Origin of the sequence: Chachezhania sediminis (assembly GCF_009765275.1) — a bacterium.
Taxonomy (GTDB): Bacteria; Pseudomonadota; Alphaproteobacteria; order Rhodobacterales; family Rhodobacteraceae; genus Chachezhania; species Chachezhania sediminis.
Window position 1 is genome coordinate 1 of the sequence record NZ_VOPH01000003.1, and the last position, 13,180, is coordinate 13,180.

Consider the following 13,180-nt stretch of genomic DNA (forward strand, 5'->3'; position numbering starts at 1 on the left):
CGTGGCCCGCACGGCGCAAACGACGAATTTCTCCTCGCCGCAACCGCTCAGAACCTCCGCAAACTGGCCAAGGTCCTTCCTGCACCGCAGCAATCCCGGAACGCCTGACAGGAAAGGCGCTCGCGCGCCTTTCAGTGATCGATATTCTGCGCAGCGAACGAGTGTTTTTCCACAGAATCGGCGGATTCCGGAAGTTCGCCGCGGTCTGCACGGATGGCCGCTGTGCGCAACTCAAACTACCTGACCAGACGACGATTGAACCATGACGAGGAGTACACACCAGGCAGCGCTACTATGGAGCCCCAAAGGGTGGGCATTGAGAAACTGCGGCAGCCAGACATACTCCAAAAGCAGGAGCGAGAGGCCGAAACCAAGCAGAGAGGAAATACTCCTCTTGACAAGACGGGAACAAACGCTCTGCGTATATGCTACAAGAACAACCGACTGTGAGCTCACATTGTCACATATTCACCTACTTCACCTGTCTGATCTTCACTACTCCGGAACAGCGGAGGATGATCGCCGGATCGAGAAACTGTTGGTGGATGTGAATGAAACGCTTGCCAAGACACCTGCGTACATCTGCTTCAGTGGTGACCTTACATTCAGCGGTAGCCTAGATCAGTTTCAGCGCCTATCCGAAAAACTTCTTTTGAAACTAAATGGCTACAGCGGCCTGCTTATGTGTCCAGGCAACCACGATGTTGATCGAACTAAAACGAGCGAAGCCTTAGTTGATCGGGCGAAAAGGAAATCTGAGGACAAGATTTCATTTCCTGACCTCATATCACCCTTTCCGGATGAATGCCCTTTGGACAACTACTTCTTAACGCAAGAAGCGCTAAGCGACTTCTCCACCAACTGTTATTATACGTCTGCGTTCAATGGCGTGGACTTCTCAATTCTTTCTTTGAACACCACTTGGTCATCATTCAGCCGCGAGCGCGGACACTCAGACCGAGGCAATCTTTCAATAAACCAAAGATCACTGGACTTGCAACTAGCGGCGCTCCCTAGCGATAGGTTGAGCATTATGATGATGCACCACCCTTTGTCATGGCTGGATCAAGAATCAAAAAGATACTTGAACGACGCGATCCTAAAAAAAATTGACTTCGTTCTATCTGGGCATGAACACGATCCAACCTCGTCCTCTGTGCAAGCCTCGCAAGGAAGCTGTATATTCATCGAAGCCACCGCGGCAATGGCCAATTGGAGCTTCGGATTAAATGGATATAGCCTCGTCTCCATAGATAGAGATAGTAGAGCCGTTCGAATTCAGCACCGAACGTATTCCCCGCCCCGAGATACCTTCCTCGATGGGAACGATATCGCCGATGGCGGCGTGTACTATCCGCGAAGCAGCGACAGAGATTACTGGGTGCAAGAGAAGTCAACAAACATTAACTCCCTTCTAGAGTCTATTTCTGAAAAGATAGACAGCACCGCAATTCAAGCTACAATGTCTACAGCGTATTCTGCGCGAATTGACACTGGCTCCAATCCTGTGATCGCAAACTTCTCGCGCGTAGCCTTTAAAGAGGGAGCCCGAGAAGCGGGCCCCAAAACAGCAATAATGAGCTGTCTGGATAGAATTGAAACCACAGCATTTTTTGTGGGACCAAAAGACTCGGGACTAACCACGTCATCGCAAATTGCATTCCAGCACATCGCCAAGAATATCCACAAGTATCGAGCTATTCCAATCTACATGAACATCGAAGATCTGTCGAGCATCAACAAGGCAACTTTGCTCAGGGAGGTCCAACGAGGATTCGTTAGCCGACTCACGAGAACTGAGGCTAAGTGTGTCGCGGAATCGGGATCGGCATTCTTCCTATTCGACAGCGTTTCGATACACGACGTGTCTACGATTTCCGCTATTCGCCAAACACTTTCAGATCATTTTAGTCACTGCCGCGCAGCCATTTTCTGCACTTTGGATCGAAGAACAAGCTTCCAGGACGGCGCCGGGCGAGTCCAGCTTGATCCGAACGAAGATACAATATTTGAGATATGCCAATTGTCGGCAGGAGAAATTAAGGATCTGATCGACAGGAAGTCTCCAAAAGAAGAAGAGACCACAAAAGAAAATCTGTTGAACAACGCCATCATAAGTTTCAAGGCGATGGACGAGCCTATCTACGCCACGACAGCGTCCATACTAATTGACACTTTGAAGCAATTGCCGAACTACAAGCCAATTAATCGCGTCCGCCTTCTGGATAGATACATTGAATGCCTGCTAGGAAGGTACACGCTCGATGATATTGCCGTTGGCGAATTCAACTCCTCAGATAAATCAAATTTACTTTCATTTATTGCTGGCCAAATGGTCGTACGGGAAAAGACCGAGTTGTCGTTGATCGAGATGAATGAGGTGATCGGCGGATACACAGAGGAAATGCTTCTAGAAGTACCGGATGATATTCTGGACGAGTGCTTTGAAAAGGGGATCCTTCTATCCATCGGAGATCGGATAACATTTCGCGCAAATGCGATGTTTAGCTACTTCGTCGCGAAGGAAATGGTTAGAAACCATGATCTTTTTGAAAAGATAACAAGTGGCGACTGTTTCTTCTCCCACAACAATGAGATCGTTTACTTCGGAGAGCTTGAAGGCGTGGATAACTCCAGCCTCCTTGATGCAACGGAGCAATATGTAAGAGAACTCGGTGAGGTAATAGTCAGGCAATACTCTGAAAATGGTATCGACTTCGCGTTGGAGTGGCAGAAAATGGTGTCTCCAACAGAGGATGACGCCCCGCTCCTAGAAAGCAAGATTGACGAGATTGCCAAGCAGGTACCGAGTGAGGCGGATAAAGATATTTCGCGATCTTCGGACCTGCATTCTTCCCCGCGCTCCCGGGGCGTCCATGCCAGGAGTACCATAAAAGAAATTGAAGCTAGGTGGCTCATCTCTATTAGGGTGTATCTGCAACTACTGAGAAACTCGTCGAATGTTGCTGGGCCAGATAAGGTGAGACACTTGCGTTGCGCGTTGTCTGCGCTAGAATTATTCGCTCAGAGCTTGGCCGTCAAACGAGAGAAGATTTCAACTAACTTAGCCTACTCAGAAGGAGGTATCCTTTATATCAACCCATTGGCGGGGCATGATGTCGAGAAATCTAAAAGAGATTTTAGGATCAATTCCAATGCCTCGGTTGCGACGATGGCGTCCGATTTGATGGGGACACAGCAGCTTGGGTTGGCTCTATCACGGGTTTCTGACAGCAAAAATGAGTTTCACAATTACATAATCAGAAGTCTCTTGATGGACATCCCCTCTCGAGACAATTGCAATTTTGTCGTGATGTCAATTGCCAACTCTGAAGTGCCAACCTTGCAAATAGCCAGCCTTTCGGCGCTGAAAGAAAAGTACGTGAGCTATAGGACCAGCGATTCAGAGAGAAAGCATCAAAAATTGATCATTGATGGTCTAAACAAGGAAAGAAACATCCGCAGGCAACTCAACGTTGATCAAATTGACAAAAGGCTAGCTTTGGAAAAGCTCCGCAATCCTCGGGCATTTAAGGACAGTGAGCGTAGTGATTCTTAGGATCTGGATCAAATTGTTTGTCGAGGCAGCGACTATTCGAATCACCCAGATCTCTCATCGTTCTAGGTGCATCGCAACCTCCAAGACCTAAAGGTCGCAACGGCCAAACCTAACTAGGTCTGCTAATGCCCTTCGATTTTGTCGGATCAATATCCTTGCCGAGACTGGCAGTTGCTAGTTTATGCCTTTTTAGACCTGGGTGAACCACCGGCTTTACATGGCGTCTCTTCTTCAGCGGATGTCTGGACCCAGGGTCGGTTTTGAGTATTCGAAATTGAGTTCGCATCTTGATCTCACCTTCGCTTCCATCAAGAGTGTCAGGTACTAGTAAAGTAACGATTAACGGCGGTGAAAGTTCCAACACAGGATGAGAGTTGTCGGCCAACAGTGCTGCGAACTGGCCGGCATCATCTGTTCGCGGCTCCTCACCACTGAAGGTCCGAGCGTCAGTCTTGGCGTAGCAGATCTATGACAGTGTCTTCGCTCAGGACTGTACTCTGTGATGCGTCAGATTAAATTCATCTGCACGTCTAATTCGTCAGTCTATCATGTCTTAGTGACTTCGAGAGTCAAAGATCTGTGTTATCCTGCGAGATTTCTGATGCTATGAATGTCAACTTACTTGTGAAGTAGTGTACCGTTTGCATTCACATCTGCCTCAAATTTCGACGCTGTGACGGGACCGTTTGTGTACTGCACCATCGCCTAATGGCTGCTTTTAGCTGGAACCGGTCATGTCCAAGGGCAGCTTGAATGTCCGGTCAGGGCCGTGAGTGTCAGGTAGCGGGAGGCCGGAGGGACCATGCAGTTTGTCTACTTCAGCAGTTTCGCCACGGCATCTAGAGATGGCGGTCAATTTGCCAGTTGCGCACAGACAAAGTTGGCGCGTGTTGCAATGTCGGCGCGCGGCAGCTCCGTGATTTGGTATCCGAGGGCGGTGTAGGTCTCGCGCATGACGGCGCAGGTCGCTTCGGCTTCAGCGCGGGTCTGCTTGCGTTCGGTGTCCTGTGTGAAGATCTCGTTCCAGAACGGCGCTAGAAAGACGCGGGCGTTGTAGCTCGCTGCCTTGGCCGCTGCGGCGATGTGGGGCGGCACAGGGAGGCCGCAAAGGGTCAGGTAGCCCATTATGTCGGGGATGCCGCGGTCGAAGATCACGGGGCCTGGGAGCGCCTGTGCGGCGCTGTAGGCGCGCAGGTCATGTTCCAGCATCCGCTCGGCATAGGTCATGCGGTCCGCCCAGGGGAGGGCGTCTCCGCCGCTCTGCGTCTCCTCGCGAATGATCGCGCGGCCGGATTCGGGGATCGTGTGAAAGCCGCGGTGGGCAAGCTCGGTGATCAGGCTGGTCTTGCCCGCACCGGGGCCGCCCGTCACGACCAAGAAATGGTCGCTCATGGGCCACCCTCGGTTTTGGCAGGGGAAGGGCTGCGACCGGATCAACACGCCATCGGCGCGGATCGAGGCAGCACGGATTTTTGTAGGGAAAACAACATCCGTCTGCGCGGCAGAGGCAAATCCTCTGACGAGAAAGGCAGAACTATCTGGTGCTTTTCAATGAAACGGTGGTGGAGCCTAGGGGGATCGAACCCCTGACCTCTTGCATGCCATGCAAGCGCTCTCCCAGCTGAGCTAAGGCCCCGAACCGTAGAGGGTGATCTATGGAAACGGCCGGGGGAGTTCAAGCGGAAAAATGGACCGGCGTGCGGGTTCTTTGGCGATGCGCCGGCGGCCGGGTTTCGTGCTGCCCGGGGCGGACCTGCCGGTCATTGCAGGCATGGCCGCACGCACCGCAGGGCGACGCACAGTGCGGTACAGCGCCCGTGGCGGGCCCGTCGGCGTTCGGAGGGAAAGGGGGGGAGCAAGGGGACCGCCGCGGCCCATGGCCGGCCGTCTGGCGGCCGGCCGGGGCGCCCGGTGGTCAGGGTCCGGGCCAGGAGGCGCGACGTCGCGTCCCCTGGCCCGGACCGGTGACGATCAGTCGTCGTCGTCTCCGCCGACATCGGCGATTTCGTCAAGCGAGACGTTGTCGTCCGAATCGTCGTCGTCCAGGACGTCGTCGCCCAGATCGACATCGATATCGTCATCGTCATCGATGGTCTGGTCGTCTTCCATCTGGCTGGCCTTGGCGCGCAGGGTTGCCGCGTCCTCGTTGTCGGCGGCGATCATGCGGGTCTTGTCTGCGTCGATTTCCACGACTTCGCCCGTATAGGGGCTGACGACCGGGTTGCGGTTCAGGTCATAGAAGCGGCGACCGGTGGTCGGGCAGACGCGTTTGACACCCCATTCTTCCTTGGGCATGTGGTTCCTCTCGAGATATGGCTGGGCGCTATCGACGATTCCGGGCTCCTGCCATATGACATCAGAACTGTCAAAGCCTTTGGGCCCCGAATGGAGCGCGACCCCCAGAATGGCCGACCATCGCCTGGCCGGATCCCCGCCGGTGCCGCTGACGCTAAGGCGTTCGGCGCGCGCCCGACGAATCATCCTGCGCGTCTCGCGGCTGGATGGGCGGGTGACCCTGACACTGCCCCGCGGCGTCAGCGAGGCCGAAGCGCTGGACTTTGCCCGGGCCAAGGCGGACTGGATCAGGGACCATCTGGCGCAGCGCGGTTCGGACGTGGTGGTGGATGCCGGCGCACGGGTGCCCGTCGATGGGGTGATGCGCCTTGTGGTGCCGGTTCCGGGCCGCCGTGTGGTGCTGCACGACGACCGGGTCGAGGTGCCGGCCGATGCGCCGGGCGCGCGGCTGAAGTCCTGGCTGAAGACGCTGGCCCGCGAACGGCTGGCCGAGGCGTCGGACCATTATTCCGATGCGCTGGGTCGGCGCTACACGCGCATCACGCTCAGGGACACGCGGTCGCGCTGGGGGTCCTGTTCGTCCCATGGCGGGCTGATGTTTTCCTGGCGGCTGGTGATGGCGCCGCCGCATATCCTGGACTATGTCGCGGCCCATGAAGTCGCCCACCTGGCCGAGATGAACCACTCGTCCGCCTTCTGGGCCAATGTCGAGGATATCTATGGCCCTTACGATTCGGCCCGGGGCTGGCTTCGGACCAAGGGCAACGATCTGCACAGGTATCGCTTCGATGCGGAATGACGACCGGGGCGCCAAGGGCCTGCCCCTTCCGGAACGCGCCGTTCCCCGCCCGGCAGAACCGGTGCAGCCGCCGCGTTCCGCCGATACGGCGACGGTGGCCCATGACCGTGTCTATCGCAGCCTGCGCACCAGGATCATGCATGGCGAGCTGGAGCCGGGCGCTGCGCTGACGCTGCGGGGGATCGGCAAGGAATACGGCGTATCCATGACCCCGGCGCGAGAGGCCGTACGGCGGTTGAACGCCGAAGGCGCACTGACCCTGTCGAGTTCGGGCCGGATCTCGACGCCAGAGCTGGGCAACGACCGGATCGAGGAACTGGCGGCCCTGCGCGCGCTGATCGAGGTCGAGCTGGCCAGCCGGGCGTTGCCGCGGGCGCATATCGCGCTGATCGACCGGATGGCGACGATCAACAATGCCATTGGCGAGGCGGTCGCGAACCGCGATCCGGTGGCCTATCTGCGGTCGAACATGGAATTCCACCGCGCGCTCTACCTGCGCGCGCAGGCGCCGGCGATGCTGGCCATGGCGGAAACCGTGTGGCTGCAACTCGGGCCGACGATGCGCGCGCTTTACGGCAAACTGGGCCGGACCGAACCGCCGATCTTCCACCGCACGATTCTGGCCGCGCTGCGGGCCGGGGACGAACCGGGCCTGCGGCTGGCGGTCCGGTCGGACGTGACCCAGGGCTTGCGGATGCTGGCGGGGTAAGGGGACGGGCGCAGGGCTTCAAGCGCCCAGCGGTCCTCTGCTTCGGCGGGAGATCTGCCGGGAAAGCACGAAGGTTATCGGTCGCCCGGGCCGGTCGTATCCGGGCCATCCGGCCCGGATGCAGTCAGGCGGTCAGGCGCTGGTTGCCCATGGTCAGGTATTTCTTGCGCCGTTCGGCCACTAGGGCCGGTCCGTCCAGCGCCATCAGAGGCTCCAGCATCGCTTCCAGCGCCTTGCCGACGGATGCGATGGCTGCCGGTGCGTCACGGTGCGCGCCGCCGCGGGGTTCGGCCACGATGCGGTCGATCACGCCCAGCTTCATCAGGTCCTGCGCGGTCAGGCGCAGCGCCTCGGCCGCTTCGCGCATCTTCTCGGCATCCTTCCACAGGATCGAGGCACAGCCCTCCGGGCTGATGACCGAATAGACGGAGTGTTCCAGCATCGCGACCTTGTTTGCGGTGGCGAATGCGACGGCGCCGCCGGACCCGCCTTCGCCCACGACCACGCTGACCAGGGGTACCGGGATCCGCAGGCAGGTTTCGGTCGACCGCGCGATGGCTTCGGACTGGCCGCGTTCTTCGGCGCCTTTGCCGGGATAGGCGCCGGGCGTGTCGACGATGGTGATCACCGGCAGACCGAAGCGGCCGGCCATCTCCATCAGGCGGATCGCCTTGCGATAGCCTTCGGGCCGCGCCATGCCGAAATTGCGTTCGATGCGCGACTTGGTGTCGTTGCCCTTTTCGTGCCCGATCACCATGACCGGCTGATCGTTGAAACGGGCAAGGCCCCCCATCACCGCCATGTCGTCGGCAAAGTTCCGGTCGCCGGCCAGCGGCGTGAATTCCTGGAACAGCGCGTCGATGTAATCGCGGCAATGCGGGCGTTCGGGATGGCGCGCCACCTGGCATTTCCGCCAGGGCGTCAGGTTCTTGTAAAGATCGTCCAGCAGCGTCGCGGCCTTGGTGTCCAGCGCCGCGGCCTCGTCGCCCACGTCCATCTCGGCACTGTTGCGGGCCAGGGCACGCAGTTCCTCTGCCTTGCCTTCGATTTCGGCCAGCGGTTTCTCGAAATCCAGGTACTGGGTCATCAGGGCTCTCGCTTGCGGTTCGCCACCGTATATGGCGGGCGGGCGGGCGGATGCAACTGGGCCGGACGTGGGCCGTCACATCCCGCCTGCCCGCGAACGCGATTCCAGCGCGGGGTCAGTGCGGCCAGATCACGGGGTAAAGCGACAGGACCAGAAGCCCGGCCATGGTCCAGTTGAAGATCGCCAGTCGCGCGGGGCTGGTCAGGACGCGCGCCATCTGCTGGCCCAGCATCGCCCAGCTGGTGACGGACGGCAGGTTCACCGCCCCGAAGACCAGGGCCACGATGGCCACGGCCAGAAGGCTGCGGTCGGGCGCGTAGGCTGTGATCGCGGTCAAGGCCATGGCCCAGGCCTTGGGGTTCACCCACTGAAAGGCCGCGGCTTGCAGGAAGGTCATCGGGCGGCCACCGGCCTCGGCCCCCTTGGCCGGTCCGGCATGGGCGATCTTCCAAGCCAGCCACAGAAGATAGACGACGCTGCCGCCCTTCAGCGCCAGGTAGCTGAAGGGCACAAGGTCGAAGACCTGCACCAGTCCGGCCCCGACCAGGGATACCATGAAGACGAAGCCCAGGCAGACGCCCAGCATGTGCGGCACCGTCCGGCGCAGGCCGAAATTCGCGCCCGAGGCCATCAGCATCAGGTTGTTCGGGCCCGGCGTGATCGAAGACACGAAGGCGAAGACGACAAGGGCAACAAGCAGATCGGGCGTCATGAGGGGCGACCTTGAAGAGGGTGCAGAGAGCAAAGCATGACGCCCATCCGTCCAAATGAAATTGCATTCCTTCGAATGGATCGGCAAAGTTTGCAACAAATGACGAAGATCGATGCAATCAACGACCGGATATTGCAGGAGCTTCAGCGCAATGCCCGGATCAGCAACCTGGAGCTGGCCGAACGTGTCGGGCTGTCGCCCTCGGCCTGCCTGCGGCGCGTGCAGGAGCTTGAGCGGTCGGGCGTGATCGACGGCTATCGCGCGGTGCTGAACGGCGCCGCGCTGGGGCGGGGCTTCGCGGCCTATATCGGCGTCGGCCTGAACGAACATTCCAAGCAAAGCCAGGAGCGGTTCGAACAGGCCCTGCAGGCGGTGCCCGAGGTGATCGAATGCCACAACATCACCGGCACCATCGAATACCTGCTGCGGATCGAATGCGCGGACCTGGCCGCCTACAAGAAATTCCACACCGACGTGTTGGGCACACTGCCCCAGGTCTCGGCCCTGACAACCTATGTCGTCCTGGCCTCGCCCAAGGATCAGCGGGCCTGAAGGGGGGGCCGAAGGGTCGCGCGCGTCGGCGTTTGGCGGGGCATTGTTTCGATGCATCTGGGTGGCATGATTCAGATCAAAGAATCGCCCGGGCGATTCGGGTACATCTGTTCCTGTGATGACGAGGTGGGAGTGTAAGGGGTTCGCGTGAGAAGGACGAAACGTCCTTCGTCGCCGGCAAAGCCGGCATCTTCCCGAAAATCCAGGCTGGTTTCCGGCGGTTCCGTCAAAGGCGCGGTGGGTGCGTATCAGGGACCGGTCGGGTGACCTGCGGGGCGGTGGTGGCAAGGTCCGGGGGGGGCGATGCCAGCGTCCGGCGGGAGGGGGCTGACCGAGAGGCCAGCGGACAAGGAAGTTCGTTCGGGATGGCCGGGGGGCCTGGTGGCCCGGGCGGATCGGCAGGAAAGACGCTGGGGGCGGCCGGACCTGCAAAAAAGAAGACTGTCCGCCCGGGAGGGGTAGGGGTGCCCGGTGGGCCCGGCGGACAGAACGACAGGACACAAGGCCGGGGAGTGGCCGGTCCTGAACTGGAAGACGGTCGTTCGGGATGGGCAGGGGTGCCCGGTGGACCTGGACGACTGGCAGGAAAAGTCGCGGGGGCGTGGCGGATCCTGCACACGAAAGGACGGCCGGACGGTATGGGCAGGGGTGCCCGGTGGGCCCGGATGGATCGGCAGGGGAAGTCGCCCGGGGAGTGGCGCGACCTGTAAGGAAAGGCACGCGTTCGGGATGGGCTAGGGGCCTGGTGGGTCCGGTCGCGTGGACAGGACAGTCGCCGGGAGTGGCGGACCCTGTCATCGGATGGCACGTCCCGGGACGCGCCGGACGTCAAGCGATACCGGACCCGGGGCTGGGGGGCCCTGAAGCGGGTCCGGTGCCGTGTCCGGCCGAACCGGAACGCACCCGGACGAACGGAGCCGTACCGAAGGGACCTCGTGGTGGTTTCCCTTCCGGTCGGCTCCGTTTCCGTTTCCGGTGTCCTTTTCAGCGGCCAAATTCGGGGGCCAAAGCCGAACGAAGCCGGGTAAGCTTGCGGGGAATCGGGAACGAACCGGCGCCCCGGGCGTTTCCGTCTTCAGGCGCAGCGAATATCGCAGGGCGCGACATGACAAGTTGGGAGTACGAATCGTGAGTGAAATCGACAAGCTTCTGGAAGGCACCGTCGTCGAGCTGGACAAGCTCCTGAATGCCCGGAACGTGCTGGGCGACCCGATCACCAATGAAAAGGGCACTGTCATCCCGATGGTCAGCTTCGGCTTCGGCTTCGGGGTTGCGGCAGGCCCGACCTCGACCGGGGGGGCAGGCGCGGGTGCCGGTGGCGGTATCCGTCCGGTGGGCGCCGTGATCATCGACGCGAACGGCGACGCCCGGGTCGAATCGATCAAGAACACGACGACCACGGTTGCCGAGCTGCTGGTGGGTTTCGCCGCCAAGGCGCTGGACCGGAAGGGGTCGAAGTCCAAGGAACCGGAACAGCTGGACGAGCCGTCCAAGGACTGATCCGGCACGGGGTGATCCAGCACAGGGCGCGCGATGCCGGAAGGGTTCGAAATCGCGCTGGATGTGGTCCAGGTCCTGATCGGCCTGGTCATTCTGGCGCTGGCAATCGCACTGGTCCTGCCGGTGCGATTTCGTTGTGTGGCCGGCGCCGGACGGGACACCGGCCCATTTTTCCGTGCGACGGTCGCGCCGCTGAACGGGCTCATCCCGGAAATCAAGCTCGCCCCGATCGACCGCCCCGAAGATCAGGAGCCGCCCGCCTGGGTCCAGGACGCAGCAGCCCGGGCGCAGGATCACGTGGCCGGGAACACCGACATGCGCCGGTCCGTCCTGCTGCGTGAAGGGTGGCGCTGCATCGTCCGGATCCTGCGGCACATCCATTTCGACCTGCTGCGCCTGGATGCGACCGTAGGCCTGGGCGACCCGGCCACGACCGGCGAATTCTACGGCAAGTCCATGGCCGTTACGCAAAGCCTGCGGGTCATTCCCAACGTTGCGATCCTGATCCGCCCCGATTTCGACGGACCCGTCATCGAGGGCGAGATCGAGGCCGATCTGCGCGTGCGCCCCATCTCTGTCCTGATCCCGCTGATCCGTTTCGGCATCGTGCTGCAATGGAAGGGGCGCAAGTGATGCCCCGCGATGGCGACATGCGCCTGTTCATGGACAGGGCCGTGCCATTTCCCGGTGGGCGGGTGGCGACCCTGTCCCGCGTCATGCGCGGCGTATGGAAGACCGAACAGGACGGCATCGGCGGCGTGGCCGAAAAACACCCCGTGGCGGTTCTGGTTTTGGTGGGGGAAAGGTTTCAAGCCCTGACCCCGTCCGGCGATCCGATGGATCGGGACGAGGTCGAAAAACTGTGCCCGGGGGCCGAGGCGCGGCTGCGCGCATCGGCCGAAGCCTAGACCGGCGGGCGGACGCCTTACGCGGCCGAGATCATCTCGGATTGGCGAACGATCACCTCGGCCTGACGGATCGAGGCGAGATCGACCAGCCGACCCTTGTAGACGGCAGCCCCGGTGCCCGACTTCTTGGCCTCTTCCATCGCGGCCAGGATCTCGCGCGCTTCGGTCACGGCGGCTTCGGAGGGCGTGAAGACCTCGTTCGCCAGGGCCACCTGGTTGGGGTGGATCGCCCATTTGCCGACCATGCCCAGCGTGGCCGACCGCAGCGCCTGCGCCTTGAAGCCGTCCGGGTCGGAAAAGTCGCCGAAGGGCCCGTCGACCGGCAGCAGCCCATGGGTCCGGCAGGCCGCGACGATGGCGGTCTGGGCCCAGTGCCACGGATCCGACCAGTACTTCTGACCTTCGCGGATCATGTAATAGTTTTCCTGCGTTCCGCCGATGCCGGTGGTCTGCATCCCCATCGACGCCGCGAAATCGGCGGCCCCAAGCGACATCGCCGTCAGGCGGGGCGAGGCTGCGGCAATCTCTTCAACATGGGCGATGCCGGCGGCGGTTTCGATGATCACTTCCAGCATGATCTTTTTGGTCCGGCCCTTCGCCATCTCGATCGCCGAAATCAGCGCGTCCACGGCATAGATGTCGCCGGCACAGCCCACCTTGGGGATCATGATCATGTCCAGACGCTCGCCCGCCTGTTCCACCAGGTCGACCACGTCGCGATACCAGTAGGGCGTATCCAGGCCATTGATGCGCACCGAAAGGGTCTTGTTGCCCCAGTCGATGTCGGAAATCGCCTTGATGATGTTTTCGCGCGCGGCGGGCTTGTCGTCGGGAGCGACGGCATCTTCCAGATCCAGATTAATCACGTCGGCGGCGCTGGCAGCCATCTTCTCGAAGATCTGTGGGCGCGAGCCCGGGCCGAAAAGCTGGCAGCGGTTCGGGCGGGACGGGGCGGCAGGCTGGACGCGGAAGCTCATGGGTCGGTTCCCCTTTGGTTCTGGCGACAGGGTTGAGTAAGGATATTTCTCAATTCTCTTGGTCAACGGCTATAAAATTGCG

Annotated in this window: 13 protein-coding genes and 1 tRNA gene; 8 read left to right on the forward strand and 6 right to left on the reverse strand. The window is 60.3% G+C overall.

All coding sequences use genetic code 11. From position 1 onward, the window contains the following. Both FQK05_RS26035 and FQK05_RS09345 read left to right on the forward strand, forming a co-directional pair. Positions 1-266: hypothetical protein (locus FQK05_RS26035; protein ID WP_233270504.1), on the forward strand; the 266-nt coding region annotated here is incomplete at its 5' end. 128 nt (positions 267-394) lie between these two features. After that, positions 395-3,559: a metallophosphoesterase gene (locus tag FQK05_RS09345; RefSeq protein ID WP_158966071.1), complete on the forward strand. Its 3,165-nt coding sequence runs from the start codon at positions 395-397 to the stop codon at positions 3,557-3,559. Between the two features lie 852 nt (positions 3,560-4,411). Here the strand turns inward: FQK05_RS09345 and FQK05_RS09350 are convergent. From FQK05_RS09350 to FQK05_RS09360, 3 genes are all read right to left on the reverse strand, one after another. Further along, entirely contained in the window at positions 4,412-4,951 is a 540-nt protein-coding gene (locus tag FQK05_RS09350; RefSeq protein ID WP_158966073.1) for an AAA family ATPase, read from the reverse strand. Between the two features lie 168 nt (positions 4,952-5,119). Next, a tRNA-Ala gene (locus tag FQK05_RS09355) sits at positions 5,120-5,195 on the reverse strand. Positions 5,196-5,530: 335 nt separating this feature from the next. Further along, the gene (locus FQK05_RS09360) at positions 5,531-5,854 is read right to left on the reverse strand and encodes a TIGR02300 family protein (RefSeq protein ID WP_158966075.1); all 324 of its coding nucleotides are present in this window, start codon (positions 5,852-5,854) and stop codon (positions 5,531-5,533) included. Positions 5,855-5,963: 109 nt separating this feature from the next. Between FQK05_RS09360 and FQK05_RS09365 the strand changes: the two genes are divergently transcribed. Together FQK05_RS09365 and FQK05_RS09370 are read left to right on the forward strand one after the other, a co-directional pair. Further along, positions 5,964-6,653 carry a M48 family metallopeptidase gene (locus FQK05_RS09365; protein WP_158966077.1) on the forward strand — a complete coding sequence of 230 codons (690 nt, stop codon included), beginning with the start codon at positions 5,964-5,966 and terminating at the stop codon, positions 6,651-6,653. Then, entirely contained in the window at positions 6,643-7,362 is a 720-nt protein-coding gene (locus tag FQK05_RS09370; protein WP_158966079.1) for a GntR family transcriptional regulator, read from the forward strand. The genes FQK05_RS09365 and FQK05_RS09370 overlap by 11 nt, the downstream gene beginning before the upstream one ends. 124 nt (positions 7,363-7,486) lie before the next feature. Here FQK05_RS09370 and FQK05_RS09375 read toward each other — a convergent pair whose 3' ends face one another. Both FQK05_RS09375 and FQK05_RS09380 read right to left on the reverse strand, forming a co-directional pair. Continuing rightward, positions 7,487-8,449 (reverse strand): acetyl-CoA carboxylase carboxyltransferase subunit alpha, encoded by a 963-nt coding sequence (locus FQK05_RS09375; protein ID WP_158966081.1) that lies wholly within the window; start codon positions 8,447-8,449, stop codon positions 7,487-7,489. Positions 8,450-8,564: 115 nt separating this feature from the next. After that, the gene (locus FQK05_RS09380) at positions 8,565-9,161 is read right to left on the reverse strand and encodes a LysE family translocator (RefSeq protein WP_158966083.1); all 597 of its coding nucleotides are present in this window, start codon (positions 9,159-9,161) and stop codon (positions 8,565-8,567) included. 99 nt (positions 9,162-9,260) lie between these two features. Here FQK05_RS09380 and FQK05_RS09385 point away from each other — a divergent pair, with 99 nt between their 5' ends. The 4 genes from FQK05_RS09385 (at position 9,261) to FQK05_RS09400 (ending at position 12,121) form a co-directional block, all read left to right on the forward strand. Beyond that, positions 9,261-9,713 (forward strand): Lrp/AsnC family transcriptional regulator, encoded by a 453-nt coding sequence (locus FQK05_RS09385; RefSeq protein WP_158966085.1) that lies wholly within the window; start codon positions 9,261-9,263, stop codon positions 9,711-9,713. Between the two features lie 1,128 nt (positions 9,714-10,841). Next, a complete protein-coding gene (locus FQK05_RS09390) occupies positions 10,842-11,213 on the forward strand; it encodes a GerW family sporulation protein (protein ID WP_158966087.1) in 372 nt (123 codons plus the stop codon). A 33-nt stretch (positions 11,214-11,246) separates the two neighbouring features. After that, positions 11,247-11,846, forward strand: coding sequence for a DUF2953 domain-containing protein (locus tag FQK05_RS09395; RefSeq protein ID WP_158966089.1), 600 nt, complete (start codon positions 11,247-11,249; stop codon positions 11,844-11,846). Continuing rightward, complete coding sequence (locus FQK05_RS09400; protein ID WP_158966091.1) at positions 11,846-12,121, forward strand: hypothetical protein; 276 nt, start codon at positions 11,846-11,848, stop codon at positions 12,119-12,121. The genes FQK05_RS09395 and FQK05_RS09400 overlap by 1 nt, the downstream gene beginning before the upstream one ends. A 17-nt stretch (positions 12,122-12,138) precedes the next feature. Here the strand turns inward: FQK05_RS09400 and FQK05_RS09405 are convergent, their stop codons facing one another. Continuing rightward, the gene (locus FQK05_RS09405) at positions 12,139-13,098 is read right to left on the reverse strand and encodes an L-malyl-CoA/beta-methylmalyl-CoA lyase (RefSeq protein ID WP_158966093.1); all 960 of its coding nucleotides are present in this window, start codon (positions 13,096-13,098) and stop codon (positions 12,139-12,141) included. Between the last annotated feature and the right edge of the window lie 82 nt (positions 13,099-13,180).

What these genes read in the sequence shown, in the direction of transcription:
- FQK05_RS09350 (WP_158966073.1), bottom strand. Translation starts at nt 4,951, where the DNA reads ATGAGCGACCATTTCTTGGTCGTGACGGGCGGCCCCGGTGCGGGCAAG.
- FQK05_RS09360 (WP_158966075.1), bottom strand. Translation starts at nt 5,854, where the DNA reads ATGCCCAAGGAAGAATGGGGTGTCAAACGCGTCTGCCCGACCACCGGT.
- FQK05_RS09365 (WP_158966077.1), top strand. Translation starts at nt 5,964, where the DNA reads ATGGCCGACCATCGCCTGGCCGGATCCCCGCCGGTGCCGCTGACGCTA.
- FQK05_RS09370 (WP_158966079.1), top strand. Translation starts at nt 6,643, where the DNA reads ATGCGGAATGACGACCGGGGCGCCAAGGGCCTGCCCCTTCCGGAACGC.
- FQK05_RS09375 (WP_158966081.1), bottom strand. Translation starts at nt 8,449, where the DNA reads ATGACCCAGTACCTGGATTTCGAGAAACCGCTGGCCGAAATCGAAGGC.
- FQK05_RS09380 (WP_158966083.1), bottom strand. Translation starts at nt 9,161, where the DNA reads ATGACGCCCGATCTGCTTGTTGCCCTTGTCGTCTTCGCCTTCGTGTCT.
- FQK05_RS09385 (WP_158966085.1), top strand. Translation starts at nt 9,261, where the DNA reads ATGACGAAGATCGATGCAATCAACGACCGGATATTGCAGGAGCTTCAG.
- FQK05_RS09395 (WP_158966089.1), top strand. Translation starts at nt 11,247, where the DNA reads ATGCCGGAAGGGTTCGAAATCGCGCTGGATGTGGTCCAGGTCCTGATC.
- FQK05_RS09400 (WP_158966091.1), top strand. Translation starts at nt 11,846, where the DNA reads ATGCCCCGCGATGGCGACATGCGCCTGTTCATGGACAGGGCCGTGCCA.
- FQK05_RS09405 (WP_158966093.1), bottom strand. Translation starts at nt 13,098, where the DNA reads ATGAGCTTCCGCGTCCAGCCTGCCGCCCCGTCCCGCCCGAACCGCTGC.